This window comes from Bradyrhizobium sp. WSM471 (assembly GCF_000244915.1).
Taxonomy (GTDB): domain Bacteria; phylum Pseudomonadota; class Alphaproteobacteria; order Rhizobiales; family Xanthobacteraceae; genus Bradyrhizobium.
The window spans coordinates 5352211-5375361 of record NZ_CM001442.1; the positions used below are offsets into that span (position 1 = coordinate 5352211).

A 23151-nucleotide genomic window follows, 5' to 3' on the forward strand; every position below is an offset into this window, starting at 1 on the left:
GTCCACCCTAGGTCAGCGTCAGCCCCGCCGTGCCGCTTCCAACGCCTGCGGCGTGTCGATGTCGAGAAAGGCGCTCTCGCCGTCGACCGGCACTTCGGCGACCGCCTCGGTGTGCTTGGCGATCAGATGGCGCGCGCCGACATCGCCATCGAGCGTCATCAACTCCTTGAAGAAGCGGCGCGACCACAGCACGGGGTTGCCGCGGCGGCCTTCGCTGACGGGCACGACGATGAGATTGCCGCGGTCCGGTGCGAACGCGTCGATGAGACGGTCGATCAGACCGGCATCGATCAGCGGCATGTCGCCGAGGCACACCACAGCGCCGTCGGACGTCTCGGGCACGGCCGCAATGCCGGCCTTGACCGAGCTTGCGATGCCGCCGGCGAAATCCGGATTCCGAGCGAAACGCACCTTCAGGCCTTGCAAGGCTTGCTCGATCAGCTCGGTCTGGTGGCCGGTGACGACGATGACCTCCGATGCTTTCGAGGCCAGCGCCTGCTCGGTCGCAATCCGCACCAGCTTCTTGCCGTCGAGCTCGGCGAGTAGCTTGTTCGGCCCACCCATCCGGGTCGAACGGCCCGCCGCGAGTACGATGACCGCGACGTGGTTGTTGCCCTCGATCTCCGGTTTTGCGCGCGGCTGCGGGCGCGTGACGATCTCCATGAGGAGGCCACCGACGCCCATACCCATAAGCTCGGAACGGGTCACCTTGATGCCGGCCAGCAGCCGCATCAGCACCCAGTCGAAGCCGTTCTCGACCGGCGACCGCGCGCAGCCGGGCGCGCCCAGCACCGGCACGGTGCCGGCCCGGGCAATCAGCAGCAGATTGCCGGGATCGACTGGCATGCCGAAATGCTCGATCTCGCCGCCGATGCCGGTCACGGCCGCAGGGATCACGTCGCGACGGTCGGCGATAGCGGATGCCCCGAACACGATCACGAGCTCGGCGCCAAGTCCCAGCAGTTCCTTGACCGCAGCCGACAGCGCCTGCTCCTCATGCGCAACCCGCCGCTCGGCGATGATGCCGGCGCCGGCTGGCGCCAGCCGCTCGGCGGTGACGCGCAACGTCTTGTCGATCACCTTGGAGGACAGGCCGGGCAACAGCGTCGAGACCACGCCGACACGCTTGATGACGTAAGGCGCGATCTTCAGAACGTCGCGACCCGCGGCCTTCACCGCGGCATCACGCAAGTTTCCTTCGACCCCGAACGGGATGATCTTGACGGTGCCGACCATCTCGCCCTCGACCACCGGCTTGAAGGCGGAGAGCGTGGCAAAGGTAATGGCCTCGTCGATATTGTTGATGCGGTCCACCGCGGCGCGATCGATCACCAGCACGCCGGGGCGCGCGGCGAACAGATTGGCGCGACCGGTGAAGGCCCGCTCGACATGAATGCCATCGCCACCGACCGCGAGCGCGATGCTGGCGGCAGCGATGTCCTCGGAGACATCGCCCTCCTCCATCCGCACCACCACAATGTCCTTGATGGCGGCACGCTCCAGCGCCTCGACCTCGGTGGGCCCGATCGTCGTGCCCTTTTTCAACACCAGCGGCCCCTGTCGCAGGGTGTGGACGGTCACCCCGCCGATCGCATCCCTGGGGCTCGCCGGGCCGAACTTCATGCGGCTTCTTCTTTTTCTTTGGGCGGCAGGCGAAGCACTGCCGTGATCTCGGCCATGATCGACACCGCGATCTCGGACGGCGAGACCGCGCCGATCGCAAGCCCGATCGGCGCGTGGATGCGCGCGATGTCAGCCTCCTTGGCGCCCTGCGCCCGCAGCCGGTCGCCGCGCTTGGCGTGCGTCTTCCGCGAGCCGAGCGCGCCGATATAGAAGCAGTTGCGCTCGAAGGCGTGCAGCAGCGCGGGGTCGTCGATCTTGGGATCGTGCGTCACCGCGACGAAGGCCGTGTAGGAATCGACATTGAGCGGCGGTAGCGCCGTGTCTGGCCATTCCGCGACCAGCGGAACGTCGGGGAAGCGCTCGGGGCTCGCAAAGGCCGTGCGCGGATCGACCACGGTGACGTCGTAGCCGAGCGAGCGCGCCAGCGGCGCCAGGGCCTGGCTGATATGGACGGCGCCGACGATGACGAGCTTTGCGGTCGGCGCATAGACGTTGAGGAATAGCTTCTTGCCGCCGGCTTCGACGCTGGCGCTTTTGCCCATGCGGAGCTGCTTGTTCAGCTCGGCGCGCAAGGGATCGCTAGCGAAGTCCCTGGCCTTCACCAGGCGCTGCTCACCGCTCTCGGTGTCGGTGACCAAAATCACCGGGCGGCGCGCGGCGCGCTCGGTATTGAGTTCGTGCAGGATCTCGAGCTTCACGGCTAACCGACCTTCTCGACGAAGACGCGGATGGTGCCGCCGCAGGACAGCCCGACATTCCAGGCAGTCTCGTCGGCAACGCCAAACTCCAGCATCCTGGGCTTGCCGCTCTGGATCACATCCATGGCCTCCGTGACCACGGCGCCCTCGACGCAGCCGCCGGAGACGGACCCCAGGAACGTGCCCTCGTCGTTGATGACGAGGCTCGAGCCCGCCGGACGCGGTGCCGAGCCCCAGGTCTCCACCACGGTGGCGAGCGCGACGCCACGGCCGGCCTTCTGCCAGTCCTCCGCCGCCTTCAGAATATCCTCGTCGCGATCGAGCATGGCTACCTCTCAGGCTGCGGAGCGGATCAGGCTGCGGTGATGCGGCGGCAGCGGCCGGGAGAGCGTGGCGATCAGCTCCTGGATCGAGCTCAAATTATGTACCGGACGGAATTCGTCAACGTGCGGCAGCATCATTTTGATGCCTTGGGCCTTGGCCTCGAAGCCGCCGAACCGCAGCAGCGGGTTGAGCCAGATCAGCCGCCGGCAGGAGCGGTGCAGCCGGTCCATCTCGAAGGCGAGCTTGGAATCGGCCTCCCGCTCGAGTCCGTCGGAGATCAGCAGCACGATGGCGCCCTGGCTCAGCACGCGCCGCGCCCATAATTTGTTGAAATTGTGCAGGGAAGCCGAGATCCGCGTGCCGCCGGCCCAGTCCTCGACCGAGGCCGAGCAGCTCGCCAGCGCCTCGTCGGGGTCGCGCTGGCGCAGCGCCCGGGTCACGTTGGTGAGGCGCGTGCCAAACAGGAACACCGAGACACGTTTTCGCGCGTCCCCTATGGCATGCAGGAAATGCAGGAACAGGCGGGTGTACTCGCTCATCGAACCCGAGATGTCGAGCAGCGCGACGATCGGCGCCGGTTTCTCGATCCGCCCGAGGCGATGGATGTCGATGATGTCGCCGCCGGTGCGCAAGGACGCGCGTAAGGTGCGGCGCAAATCGAGGCGAAGCCCGCGCGAGTCGGGCCGGTGCCGACGCGTCAGAAGCTCGGCCTGCGGCAATCGCATCCGCTCGACGGCGCGGAGCGCCTCAGTGATCTCAGCCGCGCTCATCTGCGCAAAATCCTTTTTCTGAAGGATTTCCTTGTCCGAGACCGACAGGCGCAAATCCTGCTCCTGGTGCTGCGGCGTCTCCGTCATGCGCGGCTGCGACATCGCCTCCTGGACGCGGCGGGAGCCGGCCTGGGGCTTCTTCTTGGCCTGTTCCGGCAACGGCACCGAATCCAGCATGTGCTTCCACTCTTCCGATGCACGGAAGAACAGGTTGAAGGCCTGCTTGAAGATCAGCGCATGCTCGTGGCGCTTGACGAAGATCGCCTCCAGGGTGGTGAAGACGTCGGCGCGTTTGCCGATGTCGATCACCTCAAGCGCGCTCATGGCATCGATGACCGCACCCGGCCCGACCGGCATGCCCGTCGAACGCAGCGCACGGGCGAAGCCGACGATGTTGTCGGCGAATTGCTCGGTTTGCTCAGGCGCAAGGTGGTTGATGGCCATGCTTCATCACTCTCAGCCGTCATTTCGGGGCGCGCCTCTTGGCGCGAGCCCGGAATCCATTCATCTACTCACTCTGCGCACCAATGGATTCCGGGGTTCGCGCTACGCGCGCCCCGGAATGACGAGCTCAGTTATGACGCGCCCGCGTCAATTCTCGCTCGTCGCTTCCTTCAGCACCTTCTGCAAGGTGTCGCCCTGCATCCGCGTGATGTCGTCCTGGTATTTGAGTAGCGCGCCCAGCGTGTCGCCGACCACTTGCGGGGTCAGCGAGCGGGCGTCGAGCTCCGACAGCGCGGTGGCCCAGTCGATGGTCTCGGCGACGCCAGGCGACTTGTAGAAATCCTGATTGCGCAGCGCCTGGACGAAGCGCACGACCTGCTGCGACAATTTTGCGGAGATGCCCGGCACGCGCGATTTGACGATCGCGAGCTCGCGATCGGCGTCGGGATAATCGACCCAGTGATAGAGACAGCGCCGCTTCAGCGCGTCGTGGATCTCGCGGGTGCGGTTGGAGGTGATGATGACGATTGGCGGGCTTGGCGCCTTGACGGTGCCGAATTCGGGGATCGTCACCTGGAAGTCGCTGAGGATTTCGAGCAGATACGCCTCGAACGCCTCGTCGGCGCGGTCGAGCTCGTCGATCAGCAGCACCGGCGGCCCGGCCACGTCGGGCTCCAGCGCCTGCAGCAGCGGTCGCTTGATCATGTAGCGATCGGCGAAGATGTCGGACGACAATTGATCGCGATCGGTGTCGCCGGCGGCCTCGGCCATCCGGATCGCGATCATCTGCGCGGCGCTATTCCACTCGTAGACCGCGGAGGAGACGTCGAGGCCTTCGTAACACTGCAGGCGGATCAGCTTCCGCCCCAGCGCCGCCGACAGCACTTTTGCGATCTCGGTCTTGCCGACGCCGGCCTCGCCTTCCAGAAACAGCGGCCGGCCCATGCGCAGCGACAGATAGGTCACCGTGGCCAGCGATCGCTCGGCGAGATAGCCGCGCGACGTCAGGAGTTCGAGCATCGAATCGACCGATGCCGGCAATACAACTGAAGTGTTGGCACCGGGCGTATTGGCCGCTGAGGTCATGAAAAAGCCAGTCTCGCTACGCCCTCACCGGGGACAAGTTTGGGCCGAGGCGTGAGGATCACTCACTCCTTGGCGTTGGCGGCGTCGAGGGCGCGCCGCGTCAGCACGCCGATGAGGTGCGCGCGGTATTCGGCGCTGCCATGGATGTCGCTGTTGAGGCCGTCCGCCGGCACCTCGATGCCGTCAAGCGCCTTCGCGGCGAAGCGCTTCTTCAAGGCTTCCTCGAACGCGGTGACACGAAACACGCCTTCGGAGCCGGCGCCGGTGACCGCGACCCGCACGTCGGAGGGACGCCGCGCCACGAACACGCCGACCAGCGCGTAACGCGAGGCCTGGTTGCGGAACTTGATATAGGCCGCCTTCTTCGGCAGCGGGAACATCACCTTGGTGATGATCTCGTCGGCCTCGAGTGCCGTCGTGAACAGGCCCTGGAAATACTCCTCTGCCTTGAGGCGGCGCTTGTTGGTGACGATGGTCGCGCCGAGCGCAAGCACGGCAGCCGGATAGTCCGCGGTCGGATCGTTGTTGGCGAGCGAGCCGCCGATCGTGCCCTTGTGGCGCACGGCGGGATCGCCGATTCCGCCGGCCAGGTTCGCGAGCGCCGGGATCGCCTCGCCGACGATGGCGGAGCTTGCGACCTCGGCATGCCTGGCGGTGGCACCGATCACGAGCGCGCGGCCCTTCATCTCAATCGTGTTGAGACCATCGATGTGAGAGAGGTCAACCAGATGCGGCGGGCTGGCCAGGCGCTGTTTCATGACAGGAATCAGCGTGTGGCCGCCGGCGATCACCTTGGCGTCTTCGTTCTTCACCAGGAGGTTGGCGGCCTGCCGAACGGTCCCGGGGCGATGGTATTTGAAATCGTACATCTGAATGTCCTGATCGCAGAGTGCGCGCGCGGTTTAAGCGAGATCGGATTTCGCCATCGCCTTGGCGCCGGCGGAGATCGAGGTGACGATGTTCTGGTAGCCGGTGCAGCGGCAGAGATTGCCTTCCAGCTCCTCGCGGATGGTGTGGTCGTCGAGCTCGTTGCCCTTGCGATGGACGATGTCGATCGCGGTCATGATCATGCCGGGCGTGCAGAAGCCGCACTGCAGGCCATGGTGTTCGCGGAAGGCCTCCTGCATCGGATGCAGCGGCGCGCCGTCGGCGGCCAACCCCTCGATCGTCTTGACCTCGTGGCCGTCGGCCATCACGGCGAGCGTGGTGCAGGACTTCACGGCCTTGCCGTCCAGATGCACGACGCAGGCGCCGCACTGCGAAGTGTCGCAGCCGACATGGGTGCCGGTGAGTCGCAGATTCTCGCGCAGGAACTGCACCAGCAGGGTGCGGGGATCGACATTGGCCGTGACAGGATTGCCGTTCACGATGAGGGAGATTTTTGCCATAAGCACTCTCTATCAGCGCCCCGACGGGTCCCGTCGAAGCGGTTCTTATAATTATTCCAACCCATCATATGGGCCATTATGCCCCGGGGCAACATCACCGGGAATGCAAGGTGCCATGACAAAACGCGATATGCCGAAAGTCGCAATGCTTGAGGTATTGGCCTTCAGCCCTGTACCGCCTTGGCGAAGTTCGCGAAAAATTCGTCGGCCAGTTTCTTGGCGGCGCCATTGATCAGGCGCTGGCCGAGCTGCGCCAACTTGCCGCCGATCTGCGCCTCGACCTCGTAGGACAAAAGCGTGCCGCCGTCCTTCTCCGCAAGCTTGACCACGGCGCCACCCTTGGCGAAGCCGACCACCCCGCCCTCGCCTTCGCCGGAGATCTTGTAGCCGTTCGGCGGGTCGAGATCGGACAGCGTGACCTTGCCTTTGAAGCGCGCCGACACCGGACCGACCTTCATTTTCGCCGTTGCGCGAAAGCCGCCATCGTCGGTCTTCTCCAGCTCCTCGCAGCCGGGGATGCAGGCCTTCAGCACCTCGGCATCGTTGAGCTTGGCCCACACGGCCTCGCGCGGCGCCGCAAGCTGGACTTCGCCGTTCATCGTCATGGCCATTGGGTGCCTCCCGGGATATCGAACTTGGATCGCGCAACAAATAAGGCTGCTCAAGTACCGCAGAGAGGCGGCAAAAGAAAGGGTGGCCCTCGGTCACGTGCAATGCATATTCGCAACTGCAAAAAGCTTGCGCCGCCGGTTTGGGATTGGCACAGGCGGGCCATGGTGGTTAGGTCCCGCACAATATGAGCACATCCCTCTCCCCCCTGCTCGCACCGATGCTGTCGAGCGTGGCCATGCGCGCGGTCTGCGACGACCGGTCGACCCTCCAGAATATGCTCGATTTCGAGGCAGCCCTGGCCCGAGCCGAGGCGGCAACGGGTGTGATTCCCGCGTCAGCGGTGGGCCCGATCGAAGCCGCGTGCAAGGCCGATACCTTCGACACGGCTGCGCTGGCGGAGGCCGCGACACGATCCGGCAATCTCGCGATCCCCCTGGTCAAGACGCTGACCGCCAATGTCGGCAAGGCCGACGCCGAGGCCGCCCGCTACGTGCATTGGGGCGCGACCAGCCAGGACGTCATCGACACCGCGACCATGCTCACGCTTCGCGCCGGCATCGATGCGTTGGACGCCGATCTCAGCCGCGCCATCAAGGGCTTTGCCGCGCTGGCACGAGCCCACCGCAACACGGCAATGGTGGCGCGAACCTGGCTCCAGCACGCGCTGCCGATGCCGTTCGGGCTGAAGGCCGCCGAATACGCCGCAAGCCTTGCCCGCGCCCGCTGCCGCCTCAGGCGGCTGCGCCGCGAAGGCCTCGCGCTGCAATTCGGCGGTGCGGCCGGCACGCTCGCCGCGCTCGGCGACAAGGGGCTCGCGGTCGCCGAGCGATTGGCGCAGGAGCTCAACCTGCCGCTGCCAGAAGCCCCCTGGCACACCCACCGCGACCGCATCGCGGAAGCCGCGTCGAGCTTTGCGATTCTCGCCGGAAGCTGCGGCAAGATCGCGCGCGACGTCTCGCTGCTGATGCAGACCGACGTGGCCGAGGCGTTCGAGCCTGCCGGCGAAGGCCGCGGCGGCTCCTCGACCATGCCGCACAAGCGCAACCCTGTGGCCGCAGCAAGCGCCCTGGGCTGCGCAACCATGGCACCCCAGCTCGCCGCGACGATTTTTGCCGCACAGGTGCAGGACCATGAGCGCAGCGCCGGCCCGTGGCACGCGGAATGGCCGACGCTGCCGCAATTGATGCTGGTCACCTCCGGTGCCCTCGCGGCGATCGTCGATATCGCCGAAGGCCTCGATGTCGATGCGGCGCGCATGCGCAGCAATCTCGATGCGACGCACGGCCTGATCATGGCGGAAGCGGTCACCTTTGCGCTAGCCGAGACGATCGGCAAGAGCGATGCGCATCATCTCGTTGAAGCCGCGAGCAAGCGCGCGGTCGCCGAGAAGAAGCATCTGCGGGAAGTGTTGTTGGTTGATTCGCGGGTCACCGCGCATCTTACGGCACAGAAAATTGCGGCGTTGTTCGAGCCGATGGCCTATCAAGGCGCTTCCCAAGCCCTGATCGACCGCCTGCTCGACAGCCTCGAACGCGAATGAAGCAGTCCTGAGCGCAAATAAAACGGAGACGCCCGCATGCCCATGATCGATGCCGACGGTTGCCTGATCAACGTCTCCGTCGAGGGCCGCGACGGCGGGCCGACGCTGATGCTCTCGAACTCGCTCGGCTGCACGCTGCAGATGTGGGAGCCGCAGATGAAGGCACTGACGCAGATATTCCGCGTCATCCGCTACGACCGCCGCGGACACGGCAAGTCCAATGTTCCGCCCGGCCCCTATACGATGGAGCGCTTCGGCCGCGACGTGCTGGCGATCCTCGACGACCTCAATATCGAGAAAGTGCACTGGTGCGGCCTGTCGATGGGCGGCATGGTCGGACAATGGCTGGGCGCGAACGCGCCGGAGCGCTTCGGCAAGCTCATCCTCGCCAACACCTCCTGCTACTATGCCGAGCCGACCAAATGGCTGGAACGCATCGATGCCGTGAAGAAGGGCGGCATCGCCGCCGTCGCCGATGCCGTTATTGCCGGCTGGCTCACCCAGGATTTCCGCGAGCGCGCGCCCGACATCACCGCCAGGATGAAGGCGATGCTGCTGGCCTCGCCGGTCGAAGGCTATCTCGCCTGCTGCGAGGCGCTGTCGACGCTCGACCAGCGCGCGCTGCTGCCGAAGATCAAGAGCCCGACGCTGGTGATCGCCGGTCGCCACGACATGGCGACGCCGATTTCGGCGGCTGAATTGATCCGCTCAAGCATTCCCGGCGCGAGCATGACCATCATCGACGCCGCCCACATTTCCAATGTCGAGCAGCCGCACGCGTTCACCGACGCGGTGGTGGGCTTTTTGACGCAACGCTGATTGCGCCATCGTCATTCCGGGGCGATGCGAAGCATCGCACCGGGAATCTCGATCCGCATTCACCCACTTCGAGATTCCGGGTTCGCCTCTCCGAGGCGCCCCGGAATGACTGATCCGGAGGAGAACAGCATGGACGACCAGAAACGCCGCGATGCCGGCATGAACGTGCGCCGAAAAGTGCTGGGTAATGCCTGGGTCGACAAGTCGATCGCGGGTCGCAATGCATTCAACACCGATTTCCAGGACATGATCACGCGCTACGCCTGGGGCGAGATCTGGACGCGGCCGCATTTCGACGAGCGCACGCGGCGGGTGCTGGTGATCGGCACCATGGTTGCGCTTGGCCAATGGGACGAATTCCGCCTGCATGTGCGTGCGGCCCTCGCCGAGGGCGGCTTCACGCCCGACGACATCAAGGAAATCCTGCTGCAGCAGGCGATCTATTGCGGCGTGCCGGCGGCGAACCACGCCGTCAAGGAAGCCTCAGCGATTGTGCAGGAGCTCGGCCTGCTCAAGACCTAGCGGCGGGGTGGCCTCGACGGGCTTCTGAACGATCTTGGGCGCCGCCGCGGGCCCTTCGATCACCACCACGATCGCGGCACCGAGCAGGAGCAGGAGCTCGGTGGCGTGCAGCCGCAGCGCGGCCATCTCGCCGACCTTCGAAGCCATGATCATGCTCGCAAACGAGATCAGGCTGCCGATCGCGAGCGCGATGCCGAGCGCTTCGTCGCTGCCGCCGTTGTTGCGGACGCGGGGGATGCAGAGCAGCGCAAGGTAGATCGCAAAGAACGCCACCACCGTCAGTCGCCCCAGTGCCAGCAGCCAGGCGGCGCGCACGGTGTCCATCCCCGCCATGTGGAGATGGTCGCTGAGGAAAAGAGCCACCGCGACGCTCGGCCGCTCATAAAGGCCGTGAACCGGCGCCACCATAATGTTGAAGGCAACGAGGGTCCAGGCCGGGATGAAATAGGTCGCCAGAAGTGCGCCGTTGACCGAACCGATCCGCCAGTTTCCGAACATGCCGCTTCCCGCTTCGCTTAGCCCGCGCCTTCGATGGAAGGCCTTGCCGGGAGCTAACTCGCATCAGACTGTGGCGGCAATTTAAACCCTTCGTTTACCTTACCTGCTCCCGACAGGCATCCAATCGGGCGCCAGCGGAACCGGTTCCGCCCCTTGTGGGGGAACCGGAGCCCCAAATGATCTCTGTAAAAGCCTTGATGCGGAGGCGGGGCCGGTTGCAGCCGCCAGTTCCCTCCTGTTACAAAACGAGAATGCTTAAGGGCTGCCGGGGCCCCGAAGAAACCAGCACACTCTCTCGAAGAGCTCCCTTTGAGCCGCGTCAGATTTGGGTACGGCAGCCTATGGATTATTTCGCCCAGCAGCTCATCAACGGCCTCGTGCTCGGCTCGATCTACGGGCTGATCGCGATCGGCTACACGATGGTCTACGGCATCGTCGGGATGATCAACTTCGCCCATGGCGATGTCTTCATGATCGGCGGCTTCATCGCCCTGATCACCTTCCTTCTCCTGGTCTCGACCGGCCTGACTGCGGTCCCGGTGATCCTTTTGATCGTAATCCTGGTCTCGATGGCGATCACCGCCCTGTATGGCTGGACCATCGAGCGCATTGCCTACCGTCCGCTGCGCCACTCGTTCCGCCTCGCGCCGATGCTGTCGGCGATCGGCATGTCGTTCGTGCTGACCAACTATTCGCAGGTGGCGCAAGGCGCGCGGGTGAAGCCAGTGCCGCCAGTGATCACCGGCGGCTACACGCTGCACGAGAGCGCCGATGGCTTCGTCATCCAGCTCTCCAACATCCAGATCGTGGTGGTCATCACCACCATCGTGCTGCTGGCGATCTTCACCTGGCTGGTGTCGCGCACCCGGCTCGGGCGCGATATGCGCGCTTGCGAGCAGGACCAGACCATGGCGGCGCTGCTCGGCGTCAACGTCGACCGCACCATCTCCATGACCTTCGTGATCGGCGCTGCGCTCGCCGCGGTGGCCGGCCTGATGTACCTGCTCTATTACGGGCTGGTCGATTTCTTCATGGGCTTCGTCGCCGGCATCAAGGCGTTCACCGCGGCCGTACTCGGCGGCATCGGCTCGCTGCCCGGCGCCATGCTCGGGGGGCTCGCGATCGGGCTGATCGAGACGTTCTGGTCGGCCTATTTCTCGGTCGAGTACAAGGACGTCGCCGCGTTCTCGATCCTGATCGTCGTGCTGATCTTCATGCCGACCGGCCTGCTCGGCCGCCCCGAAGTCGAAAAAGTCTGACGGTCGCGCGCGTGAAAACTCCCTCGATCAATACGGCCAAGACTGCATCGGGCATCCCCGCTCTCCTGAAGACCGCCTGCTTCAACGCTCTGATCGCGCTGGTGCTGTTCTCGCTGATGGTCGGCGTCCGCACCGAAGCCGGCTCCGACGGCCAGCTCACCTATTGGACGCGCTTCGGCGAGGTCGCCTCCCTCGTCGCCGCGGTATTCGGCGGCTCGATCGTGCTCGAGCTGCTCAAGCAATGGATCGGTCCGACCGGCGCCGAGAAGCTGGTGCCGCCGGCGGTGCGGAGCGGAATGTCGTTCCTCGGCCGCTATCTCGCACCGGCGCTCCTGATCTTCACGCTGCTGGTGCCCGTGATCTTCCATGACCAGCGCTACATCCTCGATCTCGCTATTCTCGTGCTCACCTATGTGATGCTTGGGTGGGGGTTGAACGTCGTGGTCGGCCTCGCCGGCCTGCTCGATCTCGGCTACGTCGCCTTCTATGCGGTCGGCGCCTATTCCTACGCGTTGCTTGCGACCAATTTCGGCTGGTCATTCTGGATCTGCCTGCCGCTAGCGGGCGTCCTCGCCGCATTCTGGGGCGTGCTGCTCGGCTTCCCCGTGCTGCGCCTGCGCGGCGACTACCTCGCGATCGTGACGCTCGCCTTCGGCGAGATCATCCGCCTCGTCATCATCAATTGGCAGGATCTGACCGGCGGGCCCAACGGCGTCTCCAGCATTCCCCGCCCCTCCTTCTTCGGCATCCCGCTCGACAATAGCGACAACGGGCTCGCCGCCAGGCTCGGCATCGAATATTCGCCGACCCACCGCATCGTCTTCCTGTTCTACCTGATCCTGGCGCTCGCGCTGCTCACCAACTGGGTGACGATCCGGCTGCGCCGCCTGCCGATCGGCCGCGCCTGGGAAGCCCTGCGCGAGGACGAGGTCGCCTGCCGCGCGCTCGGCATCAACACCACGACCACCAAGCTCACGGCATTCGCGACCGGCGCGATGTTCGGCGGCTTTGCCGGCGCGTTCTTCGCGACCCGCCAAGGCTTCATCAGCCCGGAATCCTTCACCTTCCAGGAATCGGCGCTGGTGCTCGCCATCGTCGTGCTTGGCGGCATGGGCTCGCAGCTTGGCGTCGCGCTCGCAGCGCTCGCCATGATCGGTGGTTTCGAGCTGTTCCGGAGCCTCGAGAGCTATCGCATGCTGGTGTTCGGCATGGCCATGGTGCTGATCATGATCTGGCGGCCGCGCGGCCTGATCGGCCATCGCGCGCCGACCGTGTATCTGACCAAGGCCAACGCGATCTCATCCGACCTCGTCAAGGAGGGGCACGGATGAGCCGCGACCAGATTCTCGAGGTTGACCGGCTCACCATGCGCTTCGGCGGCATCGTCGCGGTGCAGGACCTGTCGTTTGCTGCCGAGCGGAAGAAGATCACCGCGCTGATCGGACCCAACGGTGCCGGTAAGACGACGGTCTTCAACTGCATCACCGGGTTCTACAAGCCGAGCGGCGGTGTCATCCGCCTCAGCCATGACGACGGCAAGGTGATCGCGCTGGAGCGGCTGAACGATTTCCGCATCGCCAAGCAGGCCAAGGTCGCCCGCACCTTCCAGAACATCCGCCTGTTTCCCGGCATGACCGCACTGGAAAACCTGATGGTGGCGCAGCACAACACGCTGATGCGCGCCTCCGGCTTCACCTTGCTCGGGCTCATTGGCGCGCCCGTCTATCGCGACGCCGAGAAGCGCGCGATCGATCTCGCCACAGACTGGCTCAAGCGGGTCAATTTGCTCGATCGCGCCGACGATGCCGCCGGTAACTTTGCCTATGGCGACCAGCGACGACTCGAGATCGCACGCGCGATGTGCACCGAGCCCGCGCTCTTGTGCCTGGACGAACCCGCCGCCGGCCTCAATGCGCGCGAGAGTGCCGCCCTGAGCGAGCTGCTGCTGTCGATCCGCAACGAACTCGGCACCTCGATCCTGCTGATCGAGCACGACATGTCTGTGGTGATGGAGATCTCCGACCACATCGTGGTGATGGACCACGGTGTGAAGATCTCTGAAGGCTCCCCGCGCGAGGTTCGCGACGATCCGAAGGTGATCGCCGCTTATCTCGGCACCGATGAGGAAGAGGCGGCGGCCGTGATGGAGAGCGGGTCGTGACGGCGCCCACTGCCCTGCTCGCGATCCGCAGCCTTCGCGCCGCCTACGGCAAGATCGAGGCGCTGAAGGGCGTCGACCTCGAGATCAATGCCGGCGAGATCGTGGCGCTGATCGGCGCCAACGGTGCCGGCAAGTCGACGCTGATGATGACGATCTTCGGCAAGCCCCGCGCTCGCGCCGGCCAGATCCTGTACGAAGGCCGCGACATCACCGAAGTGCCCACCCACGAGATCGCGCATTTGCGCATCGCGCAATCGCCGGAAGGCCGCCGCATCTTCCCGCGCATGAGCGTGGCGGAAAATCTCCAGATGGGGGCGGACGCCACGGAATGCACTGACGCCGAACGCGAGGCGACGCTACAACGCGTGTTCACGCTGTTTCCGCGGCTGAAGGAACGCTACGCCCAGCGTGGCGGAACCCTGTCCGGCGGCGAGCAGCAGATGCTGGCCATCGGTCGCGCCTTGATGAGCCGTCCTCGCCTGCTCCTGCTCGACGAGCCCTCGCTCGGTCTGGCGCCGCTGATCGCGCGCCAGATTTTCGATGCGATCCGCACTCTGAACCGGCAGGACGGCCTGACCGTGCTGATCGTCGAGCAGAACGCCAACCACGCGCTCAAGCTCGCCCATCGCGGCTATGTCATGGTCAATGGCCTGATCACGCTGGCCGGGACCGGTGCCGAGTTGTTGCAGCGCCCCGAGATTCGCGCCGCCTACCTGGAAGGCGGCCGGCACGGCTGAGGCGGCCCAAGACGAGCCCGTGCGGCCGAATTTGGCGATATCTCTGCCAATGCCCGTATTTTGCCGGTGACTTCTCCTCGAATTCATTCAAGAATGGCGCCGGTTTGAACCGGGCATGCCCGGTAACTTCCACAGGCGACCACCCTCGAGGTATCTCATGAAATCACTGAAGCTCATCGGTCTGGCATTCGGCGCATCGATCGCGCTGTCGAGCGCGGCATTCGCGCAGGATCTCACCGTCGCAGTCGCAGGTCCGATGACCGGCGGCGAGTCCGCCTTTGGCCGCCAGATGAAGAACGGCGCCGAGATGGCCGTAACCGACATCAACGCCGCCGGCGGCGTCAACGGCAAGAAGCTCGCGCTGTCCATCGAGGACGACGCCTGCGATCCGAAGCAGGCACGCTCGGTCGCCGAGAAGATCGCCGGCGCGAAAATCCCGTTCGTGGCCGGGCATTATTGCTCGTCGTCGTCGATCCCCGCGTCGGAAGCCTATGCCGACGGCAACGTGCTCCAGATTACTCCCGCCTCCACCAATCCGAAGTTCACCGATAGCGGGCTGTGGAACGTGGCGCGCGTCTGCGGCCGCGACGATCAGCAGGGCCTGGTCGCCGCCCAGTACATCGCCAAGAACTACAAGGGCAAGAATATCGCCATCCTCAACGACAAGACCACCTACGGCAAGGGTCTTGCGGACGAGACCAAGAAGGCGCTCAACAAGGCCGGCGTCACCGAGAAGATGTACGAGTCCTACAACAAGGGCGACAAGGACTTCAACGCGATCGTCTCGCGGCTGAAGCGCGACAACATCGATCTCGTCTATGTCGGGGGCTACCATCAGGAGAGCGGCCTGATCCTGCGCCAGATGCGCGACCAGGGCCTCAAGACCGTGCTGATGGCCGGCGACGCGCTCGCCGACAAGGAATACGCCTCCATCACCGGCCCCGCCGGCGAAGGCACGCTGTTCACCTTCGGCCCCGATCCGCGCAACAAGCCGACCGCGAAGAAGATCGTCGAGGCCTTCAAGGCCAAGAACATCGACCCCGAGGGCTACACGCTCTACACCTACGCGGCGATGCAGGTCTGGTCGCAGGCGGCCAAGAAGGCCGGCACCACCGATGCCAAGAAGGTCATGGCGGCCATCAAGGCCGGCAAGTGGGATACCGTGATCGGCCCGATCGAGTATGACTCCAAGGGCGATATCAAGCAGCTCGACTACGTCGTCTACAAATGGGACGCCAAGGGCGGCTACGCCGCGATCAGCGGCAACGGCACCTAAGCACGCTTGCCGAGGCCTGAAGGCCTCCTCCAATCATCATCGCGCCCCGGCTTGCCCGGGGCGTTTCTTCCTGCGTCAGGGTCAGACGGCTGCGGGGAGCGCGCCGTCCACCGCGGCTTTGGCCTTCCGCAGCGCCTGAAGGAGATCGTTCGGCCGAAACGGCTTTTGCAGGCAGACCACGTTGGCGAGGTGGGGCGATTGTTCCATGAAGTCCAGCGCTGTCATTCCCGATACGGCAACGACCGGCAGGCCGGGTGCAAGCTCGCGCAGGGTCGAGATGACCTCGACGCCGCTGGTGTCGCCGAGGAAAATGTCCACGATTGCCGCGTCGAAGCAGGCTTCGGTGAAGGCTTTCACCCCGGCTGCGCCGCTATCGGCCTCGACGACGTCGTAACGGTTGACGCGCAGCACGATCGCGACCATCGCCCGGACGTCCTTCTGGTCGTCGATGATGAGAACGCGGGACATAGGGAACAACTCCCGGATCCTGAATTCAAAATGCTTGATTCAAACCTGGAACCCGTAGCGGCGGGAGAGCATTATGGCACCGTCCAGTAAAGCGCATCTTACCCGATCCCCCGTGCGCGCTCCCTATTAAATTAAGTAAGCTGTAACCTTCGGTTGAGTCGCGACCGGTTTTGTCATGATGCGTGCCCAGAACCCGCTACCATGGACGGAAATTCGTTGGGCCAAATGAGATTGGCAAAAATGCTCAAGACGGATCTGCGAGAGCTGCACGTGTCCGCGCCGACCGATCGGAACACATTCCTTTCGACGCTGCCGGCTACCCCGAAAGACCGCACCGCAGCATTGGCGATCGTGGGCGTCTCCTCGATCCTGTTCGCAATGGCCGTACCCTTCGCAGGTATCCCGCTGCTGCCTGTGCCAGCCTTTGTCGCGAGCTATCAATCCGCCCTCGTGGTCGCGGACATCGTCACCGCGGTCCTGCTGTTGTCGCAGTTTGCGGTGCTCAGGACCCGCGCGCTGCTCGTGCTCGCGACCGGCTATCTGTTCACCGCCGCCGCGGCCGTGGTCCATGCCCTCACCTTCCCCGGACTCTTTTCGCCGGCCGGGTTGCTGGGGGCCAACCAGCAGACCACGGTCTGGCTCTACATGATCTGGCACGGCGGCTTCCCACTCTGTGTGCTGGCCTACGCCTGGCTGAAGGAGGCCGACGGCGGCGCCCAGATCGCGGGCTCGGCAAGCAAGGCGATCTACGCCAGCGTGGTCGGCGTCGTCGCGATCATGATCGTTTTGACCTCGATCGTCACTGCCCAGCACGACCTGCTTCCGGTCCTGCTGCGCGATGGCCGTTACACGCAGATCATGATCGGCGTGGTGTCCTTTGTCTGGTCCTTGAGCTTCGCCGCGCTGGTCTCGCTGTGGTTCCGCCGTCCGCATTCGGTCATCGACGTCTGGCTCATGGTTGTGATGTGCGCGTGGCTGTTCGACATCGCGCTGTCGGCGATCGTCAACGTCGCGCGTTTCGATCTCGGCTTCTACGGCGGTCGTGTCTACGGCCTCTGCGCGGCGACCTTCGTGCTTGCGGTGCTCCTGATCGAAAATGTCCGCCTCCAGGCGCATACGCTGGGTCTCGTCGGCAGGCTGCGCCAGCAGTCGGCGTTGGATCGCGACTACTACGGCAAGCGCCTTGCCCTGTACGGCGCCGTCGTCGAATCCGCCAATGATGCCATCATCACGAAGACGCTCGACGGTGTCATCACGGGCTGGAACAAGGCCGCCGAACATCTGTTCGGCTATGCCGCCGCGGAGGCCGTCGGCCAGCCGATCGACATCATCGTGCCGGAGGACCGCAAGGCTGAGGTCAGGGGTATCCTGAACCGGGTCGGCGGCAACGAAACGATCGCCCAGCACGAGACGGTCCGCATCCGCAAGGACGGCCGGCGCGTCGACGTTGTCCTCAATGTTTCTCCGCTCAAATCAGCTAGCGGAGAGATCATCGGCGCCTCCAAGATCGCCCACGACATCACGGAAGAGAAGCAGGCACGAGAAAAACTGCGCCGTGAGGTCGAGGAGCGGCAGCGGATATTCGAGACCTCACAGGACCTGATCCTGGTCACCGACGGTTTTGGCAATTTCATCCAGGTCAGCCCGAGCGTGAAGACCATTCTCGGCCTGAGTCCGGAGGACATGATCGGGCACAGCGCCACCGAGTTCATTCATCCCGATGACCTCCAGAAGACGCGCGACGAGATGCGCGCGGCGCGGCGTGGCGCGGTCAAGCGCAGCTTCGAGGCGCGCTACTACCACTACGACGGTCACGAGGTCACCCTGAACTGGATGGGCACATGGTCCGAGCCGGTCAAGCGCCATTTCTTCATCGGCCGCGATCTCACCGAGAAGCAGGCCGCCGAGGCGCAGTTCAGGCACGTCCAGAAGATGGATTCCATCGGTCAATTGACCGGCGGTGTCGCGCACGACTTCAACAATGTGCTGACCGTCATCACCGGCACGATCGGTATTCTGGCGGACGCGGTCGCTGACCGTCCCGAGCTCGCCGCCATCACCAAGCTGATCGACGACGCCGCCGAGCGCGGCGCGCAGCTGACCAAGCATCTGCTCGCCTTCGCCCGCAAGCAGCCGCTCCAGCCGCGCGAAATCGACGTCAACGCATTGACGCTCGAGGCCGCAAAGCTCCTGCATCCCACGCTCGGCGAGCAGATCACCATCATGCCGCAACTCACCGAGGATGCGTGGCCGGCACTGATCGACCCGGGTCAGCTTTCCACCGCGATCCTCAATCTCGCGCTGAATGCGCGCGATGCGATGCCCGACGGCGGCACGCTGGTGCTGGAGACGCGCAACATCTTCCTCGACGACGGTTATGCCAGCATGAATCTCGACGTGGTGGCTGGCAATTACGTCATGATCGCCGTCAGCGACACCGGCTCCGGAATCCCGCCGGAGTTGATCGACCGGGTGTTCGATCCCTTCTTCACCACCAAGGAGGTCGGCAAGGGCACCGGCCTCGGGCTCAGCATGGTGTTCGGCTTCGTCAAGCAGTCCGGCGGACACATCAAGATCTACAGCGAGGAAGGCCACGGCACGAGCGTGAAGATCTACCTGCCGCGCTCGAGCGGCGTGCAGGAGACCGAATTCGAGGCGCTCCAGAACGCGCCCGTCACCGGCGGTCACGAAAAAATCCTGATCGTCGAGGACGACGCGCTGGTGCGCCAATATGTCGTGACCCAGATCAAGAGCCTCGGCTATACCGCCCTCGAAGCCGCCAACGCGGCCGAGGCCCTCGTCATCATCGACGCCGACAAGGACATCGACCTGCTGTTCACGGACGTCATCATGCCCGGCAACATGAACGGCCGCCAGCTCGCCGATGAGGCGGCTCGCCGCCGCCCCGACCTGAAGACGCTGTTCACCTCGGGCTACACCGAGAACGCCATCGTCCATCACGGGCGGCTCGATTCCGGCGTGCTGCTGTTAGCAAAGCCCTACCGCAAGTCCGAGCTCGCCAAGATGCTGAGGACCGCGCTCGCGGGTTGAGCCTGCGGCATCCCTGCGATATCGCTGAAGCGGACGCCTTTCAGCCTGCGGAGCCGCCTTGAAAAACCTTCTCACCGATATCGCCGGCGTCCGCGTCGGCCATGCCGAGGACGCGAAAATCGCCACTGGCACGACCGCGATCATCTTCGACGCCCCCGCGGTTGCGGCCATCGATGTTCGCGGCGGCGGACCCGGCACGCGCGAAGACGCGTTGCTCGACCTCGCCAGCACCGTCGATCGCGTTGACGCCATTGCGCTGTCCGGCGGCTCAGCCTTTGGAATCGACGCCGGCGGCGGCATCCAGGCCTGGCTCGCCGAACAAGGCCGTGGCTTGCGGATTCGCGAGGCAGTGATTCCGATCGTCCCGGGCGCAATCGTTTTCGACCTGCTCAACGGTGGCGACAAGGCCTGGGGACGCTTCGCGCCCTATCGCGATCTCGGCTACGCCGCAGCGTTGGCCGCCAGCGACGATTTCGCACTCGGCAGCGTCGGCGCCGGCCTCGGTGCCACCACCGCGACCTTCAAGGGTGGACTGGGGTCGGCCTCTGCGGTCCTGGCCAATGGCATCAAGGTCGCCGCGATCATGGTCGTCAACGCGGTCGGCAGCACAACTGTTGGCGAAGGGCCCTGGTTCTGGGCTGCGCCGTTCGAGGAGAACGGCGAGTTCGGCGGGCGCGGGCTGCCGTCCGTGTTCACGCCGGACATGCTGGCGATGCGCATCAAGGGCGGACCGGCCGCGAGCGCACGTGAGAACACCACGATCGGCCTCGTCGTTACCGATGCCATGCTGACCAAGGCCCAGGCCAAGCGGCTTGCGATGATCGCGCATACCGGGTTCGCCCGCGCGATCTATCCGGTGCATGCCCCGACCGACGGCGACGTGCTGTTCGCCGCCGCAACGGGCGAGAAGCCGATCGAGCCGCTGGTCGGCCTTACCGAGCTCGGAACGATCGCCGCCAACGTGGTCGCACGCGCGATCGCGCGTGGTGTCTACAATGCGACGGCCCTGCCGTTTGCCGGCGCAACGCCGGCGTGGAAGGATCGGTTCGGCTAGAGCATGATCGGAAAAGTGCGAAGCTGTTTTCCGGAAAGATCATGCTCAAACAAGAACCTAAAGCGTGATCACGATTCAGAATCTCATCGCGCTTTAGAAACGAAACGGCGGACAGCGCGTTACCCTGGCGGGCCAAGGTGCAACGCCATGCCGTCTTCCGTGATCCGCTTTTTCCGCTATGCGCCCGAGACGCGCGAAATGAAGGTGACTTTCGTCAGCGGACGGCTCTATGTCTACGAGGACGTCCCGCCCGAGGTCGCCGCGGCGTTCAGGAACGCGCGCTCAAAGGGTACGTTCTTCAACCATGAGATCCGTGACCGGTATGCCTGTCGTGACATCACGCACGAATATGCCGGCTAACCGTGAGCACGGCTACACTGTCATCGACGTCGATGACCCCGATGATCCCGCCGAAGCCTGCGCCTGGCGCTGCATCATCTGCCCGAACCAATCATAGGGCGAATTGCGCCCGCCTGCCCCGTTCGAAGAGCTGGAGGCGCCCGGGACCGTCGTCGACATCTTGAAGCCGTCGGCGTAGGTGACGGTGGTGGTGGTCGAACCGTCGGCGCCGGTCGTCGAAGTCGAGGTCGAGCCGCCGCTGGACGGCGAGGAGGAATCCGAGCCGCTGCCGGAGGCATCGCCGGCACCCTGCGCGTGATGGTGGCCGTGGTGGCCGCTCTTCAGCGCCTTCGACATCTCATCGAGGTTGACGCTGCCGTCGGTATTCGAATCCAGCTTCGAGAAAACGTCGTCGGCCTGCGCGAGGTTGGTGCCACCAGCGCCGAGCGCATTCTCGAATTCCGACTTGGTGATCTTGCCGTCGCCATCGCCATCGATCTGCGAGAACAGATCCTTCAGGGCGGCATCGCGGCGCGTCGAGGACGAGGATGTCGAGCTCGACGAGGTCGAGTTGGCGGCGCTGCCAGTGCTGTCCGTCGACTGGCTCTGCGCTGCGAACAGCGCGTTCATCGTCTCCGGCGAGATCTGCGGTGTTTTGCCCGCATTGACCGACGAGGTCGCGCCGGTCGTGCTGTTGCTGCCGCTGTCGATCGCGAACGGATTGGTCGGAGGCTTTTGCGAGGACCCCGTCTTCTGCGTCGACGAGGACGATTTCGAATTTGTCAGCGACTGGATCGCGTCGAGCGCGCTCGATACGGCCCCAAGAGCGAACAACATTGCACAACTCCAACCGATGCGGCATGCCGCGGCCAATGTTCTGTTCAGGTCAAGTCAGCAAACGCCGTGCCAGCGCAAAAAGCTCAATGAAATCCGCTTTCACCACACTTTGCACGGCCCGGGAACACCGGCAATTCATGCCGGTCGCGGCAGAAATTTCCGCCCACAGGAAGCACGCCGCCCCTGCATTGCCCGGCTGAGAGGCCCATGTTAGGCGAGTCCATCTTTCACGGCCGCCACGGGAAACCGCCATGACCCAAGCCTTCGTCCCCCGCCCCCTGGCAATCGCGCCCTCGATACTGGCCTCGGATTTCTCCAGGCTCGGCGAGGAGGTGCGCGCCGTGGACGCCGCCGGAGCCGACTGGATCCATCTCGACGTCATGGACGGGCACTTCGTTCCCAACATCTCGTATGGCCCCGACGTCATCAAGGCGATGCGCCCGCACACCAAGAAGATCTTCGACGCGCATCTGATGATCTCGCCCTGTGACCCCTATCTGGAGGCCTTCGCGAAAGCCGGCTGCGACCACATCACCGTGCATGCCGAGGCCGGTCCCCATCTGCACCGCTCGCTTCAGGCGATCCGCGCACTCGGCAAGAAGGCCGGCGTTTCGCTCAATCCGGGCACGCCGATCAGTGCGCTCGAATACGTCCTGGACCTGATCGACCTCGTGCTGGTGATGTCGGTCAATCCCGGCTTCGGCGGCCAGGCCTTCATCCCCTCCGCAATCGGCAAGATCCGCGACATCCGCGCCATGACAGCGGGCCGTCCGATCGACATCGAGGTCGATGGCGGCGTCGGGGCCGACGTCGCAGGTCCCCTGGCTGCAGCCGGGGCCAACGCCTTCGTCGCCGGCACGTCCGTGTTCAGGGGCGGCACGCAGGACGCCTACAAGACCAACATCGCCGCAATCCGCAACGCCGCCGCGGGTGCACGCGGCGAGGCGATCTGAGGGCCCGCTCGGCTCCGCCGACGTGCGGCTTCTACGGGTGTTGCGGCGCGCAATGCCTAAATTTGCAACCTTGATCCGTACTCCTCCGGGCTTCCCTGATTCGCGCAAATCACCGCTAGTGATTCTTGCCTGTTTCGCGGGAGCACATCATGACGACGACCCTGGTTTGGACTGGCGTGGCGTTGTGGCTTGGTTTTTGTGCGTTTGTTGTGTTTGGTCCATCGGCCGGACCGGTGAAGGTCTCGCTACGCTCGGCCCGCATCGCTCGTCGCGACTGGTATCGGGCCTGACCCCATGCAGATCGCGCTTGTGAAACGTCAACCGAAGCGCCGGTGCCGCATCCCGCGGCGCCCGCATCCTGATCTCGATTTTTTCTTCGGTCGACTCGAACGCACCGAAGGCGAGATGCGCGACGACACCGGGCCCGAGATGGACCTGGATCACCCGCTCCGGTCACCGCGCCGGCATTGAATTCTTTTCTGGACCAAACTCATGAAGCCGCATTGCCCGAACTGCCTGAAGGAAATGACCAAGGCATCCGCGTCGCGTAACCTGTTCAACTGCGAGCCCTGCCGCGAGATCATCCAGTTCTTCGGCGGCAGCGCGGATCACGGCGAGCCCGGCCCGCAATTCTCCTGGCCGATCCGTCGCAAGCGCTCCGTCCACACCGCTCACGCGGCCTGAACCTCCAG

26 protein-coding genes are annotated in these 23151 nt (G+C 64.7%); 15 read left to right on the plus strand and 11 right to left on the minus strand.

Annotation, left to right across the window (positions count from 1 at the left end; translation table 11 throughout):
- Window positions 1-18: 18 nt before the first annotated feature.
- The 8 genes from BRA471DRAFT_RS24275 to BRA471DRAFT_RS24310 all read right to left on the minus strand — a co-directional run bounded on the left by BRA471DRAFT_RS24275 (window position 19) and on the right by BRA471DRAFT_RS24310 (window position 6944).
- A complete protein-coding gene (locus BRA471DRAFT_RS24275) occupies window positions 19-1623 on the minus strand; it encodes an NTP transferase domain-containing protein (protein WP_007611995.1) in 1605 nt (534 codons plus the stop codon).
- Entirely contained in the window at window positions 1620-2321 is a 702-nt protein-coding gene (locus tag BRA471DRAFT_RS24280; RefSeq protein WP_007611999.1) for an XdhC family protein, read from the minus strand. Before BRA471DRAFT_RS24280 ends, BRA471DRAFT_RS24275 begins: the two co-directional genes overlap by 4 nt.
- Before the next feature lie 2 nt (window positions 2322-2323).
- Window positions 2324-2647 (minus strand): XdhC family protein, encoded by a 324-nt coding sequence (locus BRA471DRAFT_RS24285; protein ID WP_007602422.1) that lies wholly within the window; start codon window positions 2645-2647, stop codon window positions 2324-2326.
- A gap of 9 nt (window positions 2648-2656) precedes the next feature.
- Window positions 2657-3859 (minus strand): VWA domain-containing protein, encoded by a 1203-nt coding sequence (locus tag BRA471DRAFT_RS24290; protein ID WP_007612004.1) that lies wholly within the window; start codon window positions 3857-3859, stop codon window positions 2657-2659.
- A gap of 147 nt (window positions 3860-4006) precedes the next feature.
- Window positions 4007-4945 (minus strand): MoxR family ATPase, encoded by a 939-nt coding sequence (locus tag BRA471DRAFT_RS24295; RefSeq protein WP_007612006.1) that lies wholly within the window; start codon window positions 4943-4945, stop codon window positions 4007-4009.
- Between the two features lie 62 nt (window positions 4946-5007).
- The gene (locus BRA471DRAFT_RS24300; protein ID WP_007612008.1) at window positions 5008-5814 is read right to left on the minus strand and encodes a xanthine dehydrogenase family protein subunit M; all 807 of its coding nucleotides are present in this window, start codon (window positions 5812-5814) and stop codon (window positions 5008-5010) included.
- 33 nt (window positions 5815-5847) lie between these two features.
- Window positions 5848-6333 carry a (2Fe-2S)-binding protein gene (locus tag BRA471DRAFT_RS24305; protein WP_007602418.1) on the minus strand — a complete coding sequence of 162 codons (486 nt, stop codon included), beginning with the start codon at window positions 6331-6333 and terminating at the stop codon, window positions 5848-5850.
- Between the two features lie 164 nt (window positions 6334-6497).
- A complete protein-coding gene (locus BRA471DRAFT_RS24310; protein ID WP_007612017.1) occupies window positions 6498-6944 on the minus strand; it encodes a carbon monoxide dehydrogenase subunit G in 447 nt (148 codons plus the stop codon).
- Between the two features lie 185 nt (window positions 6945-7129).
- On the opposite strand from BRA471DRAFT_RS24310, the gene BRA471DRAFT_RS24315 reads away from it, so the two are divergent.
- From BRA471DRAFT_RS24315 to BRA471DRAFT_RS24325, 3 genes are all read left to right on the plus strand, one after another.
- On the plus strand, window positions 7130-8485 hold the full coding sequence (locus BRA471DRAFT_RS24315) for a 3-carboxy-cis,cis-muconate cycloisomerase (RefSeq protein WP_007612020.1): 1356 nt from the start codon (window positions 7130-7132) through the stop codon (window positions 8483-8485).
- Window positions 8486-8521: 36 nt separating this feature from the next.
- A complete protein-coding gene (gene pcaD / locus BRA471DRAFT_RS24320; protein WP_007612022.1) occupies window positions 8522-9304 on the plus strand; it encodes a 3-oxoadipate enol-lactonase in 783 nt (260 codons plus the stop codon).
- Between the two features lie 129 nt (window positions 9305-9433).
- A complete protein-coding gene (locus BRA471DRAFT_RS24325) occupies window positions 9434-9826 on the plus strand; it encodes a carboxymuconolactone decarboxylase family protein (protein ID WP_027567707.1) in 393 nt (130 codons plus the stop codon).
- Here the strand turns inward: BRA471DRAFT_RS24325 and BRA471DRAFT_RS24330 are convergent.
- Window positions 9788-10324, minus strand: coding sequence for a hypothetical protein (locus BRA471DRAFT_RS24330; RefSeq protein ID WP_007612026.1), 537 nt, complete (start codon window positions 10322-10324; stop codon window positions 9788-9790). The two genes, BRA471DRAFT_RS24325 and BRA471DRAFT_RS24330, sit on opposite strands and share 39 nt — an antisense overlap.
- Window positions 10325-10665: 341 nt before the next feature.
- On the opposite strand from BRA471DRAFT_RS24330, the gene BRA471DRAFT_RS24335 reads away from it, so the two are divergent.
- The 5 genes from BRA471DRAFT_RS24335 (at window position 10666) to BRA471DRAFT_RS24355 (ending at window position 15757) form a co-directional block, all read left to right on the plus strand.
- Complete coding sequence (locus BRA471DRAFT_RS24335; RefSeq protein ID WP_018455577.1) at window positions 10666-11583, plus strand: branched-chain amino acid ABC transporter permease; 918 nt, start codon at window positions 10666-10668, stop codon at window positions 11581-11583.
- Between the two features lie 11 nt (window positions 11584-11594).
- Complete coding sequence (gene livM, locus BRA471DRAFT_RS24340) at window positions 11595-12914, plus strand: high-affinity branched-chain amino acid ABC transporter permease LivM (protein ID WP_007612033.1); 1320 nt, start codon at window positions 11595-11597, stop codon at window positions 12912-12914.
- The gene (locus BRA471DRAFT_RS24345) at window positions 12911-13744 is read left to right on the plus strand and encodes an ABC transporter ATP-binding protein (RefSeq protein WP_007612034.1); all 834 of its coding nucleotides are present in this window, start codon (window positions 12911-12913) and stop codon (window positions 13742-13744) included. The genes livM and BRA471DRAFT_RS24345 overlap by 4 nt, the downstream gene beginning before the upstream one ends.
- Window positions 13741-14481 (plus strand): ABC transporter ATP-binding protein, encoded by a 741-nt coding sequence (locus BRA471DRAFT_RS24350; protein WP_007612035.1) that lies wholly within the window; start codon window positions 13741-13743, stop codon window positions 14479-14481. Before BRA471DRAFT_RS24345 ends, BRA471DRAFT_RS24350 begins: the two co-directional genes overlap by 4 nt.
- A gap of 157 nt (window positions 14482-14638) precedes the next feature.
- Window positions 14639-15757, plus strand: coding sequence for a branched-chain amino acid ABC transporter substrate-binding protein (locus BRA471DRAFT_RS24355; protein WP_007612036.1), 1119 nt, complete (start codon window positions 14639-14641; stop codon window positions 15755-15757).
- A gap of 81 nt (window positions 15758-15838) precedes the next feature.
- Here BRA471DRAFT_RS24355 and BRA471DRAFT_RS24360 read toward each other — a convergent pair whose 3' ends face one another.
- Window positions 15839-16225 (minus strand): response regulator, encoded by a 387-nt coding sequence (locus tag BRA471DRAFT_RS24360; RefSeq protein WP_007612037.1) that lies wholly within the window; start codon window positions 16223-16225, stop codon window positions 15839-15841.
- 240 nt (window positions 16226-16465) lie between these two features.
- Here BRA471DRAFT_RS24360 and BRA471DRAFT_RS24365 point away from each other — a divergent pair, with 240 nt between their 5' ends.
- From BRA471DRAFT_RS24365 to BRA471DRAFT_RS24375, 3 genes are all read left to right on the plus strand, one after another.
- A complete protein-coding gene (locus BRA471DRAFT_RS24365) occupies window positions 16466-19276 on the plus strand; it encodes a PAS domain S-box protein (RefSeq protein WP_007612038.1) in 2811 nt (936 codons plus the stop codon).
- Window positions 19277-19334: 58 nt separating this feature from the next.
- Window positions 19335-20330 carry a P1 family peptidase gene (locus BRA471DRAFT_RS24370; RefSeq protein WP_007612039.1) on the plus strand — a complete coding sequence of 332 codons (996 nt, stop codon included), beginning with the start codon at window positions 19335-19337 and terminating at the stop codon, window positions 20328-20330.
- 147 nt (window positions 20331-20477) lie between these two features.
- Window positions 20478-20690 carry a KTSC domain-containing protein gene (locus BRA471DRAFT_RS24375; protein WP_007612040.1) on the plus strand — a complete coding sequence of 71 codons (213 nt, stop codon included), beginning with the start codon at window positions 20478-20480 and terminating at the stop codon, window positions 20688-20690.
- Between the two features lie 12 nt (window positions 20691-20702).
- Here BRA471DRAFT_RS24375 and BRA471DRAFT_RS24380 read toward each other — a convergent pair whose 3' ends face one another.
- Complete coding sequence (locus BRA471DRAFT_RS24380) at window positions 20703-21506, minus strand: EF-hand domain-containing protein (protein WP_007612041.1); 804 nt, start codon at window positions 21504-21506, stop codon at window positions 20703-20705.
- A gap of 251 nt (window positions 21507-21757) precedes the next feature.
- On the opposite strand from BRA471DRAFT_RS24380, the gene rpe reads away from it, so the two are divergent.
- The 4 genes from rpe (at window position 21758) to BRA471DRAFT_RS24390 (ending at window position 23143) form a co-directional block, all read left to right on the plus strand.
- Complete coding sequence (gene rpe, locus BRA471DRAFT_RS24385; protein WP_007612042.1) at window positions 21758-22459, plus strand: ribulose-phosphate 3-epimerase; 702 nt, start codon at window positions 21758-21760, stop codon at window positions 22457-22459.
- A 149-nt stretch (window positions 22460-22608) separates the two neighbouring features.
- Window positions 22609-22749: a hypothetical protein gene (locus BRA471DRAFT_RS39080; RefSeq protein WP_007612044.1), complete on the plus strand. Its 141-nt coding sequence runs from the start codon at window positions 22609-22611 to the stop codon at window positions 22747-22749.
- A gap of 4 nt (window positions 22750-22753) precedes the next feature.
- Window positions 22754-22930 carry a hypothetical protein gene (locus tag BRA471DRAFT_RS39085; RefSeq protein ID WP_162847283.1) on the plus strand — a complete coding sequence of 59 codons (177 nt, stop codon included), beginning with the start codon at window positions 22754-22756 and terminating at the stop codon, window positions 22928-22930.
- 21 nt (window positions 22931-22951) lie between these two features.
- Window positions 22952-23143 carry a hypothetical protein gene (locus BRA471DRAFT_RS24390; RefSeq protein WP_007602380.1) on the plus strand — a complete coding sequence of 64 codons (192 nt, stop codon included), beginning with the start codon at window positions 22952-22954 and terminating at the stop codon, window positions 23141-23143.
- The last annotated feature ends 8 nt before the right edge of the window (window positions 23144-23151 follow it).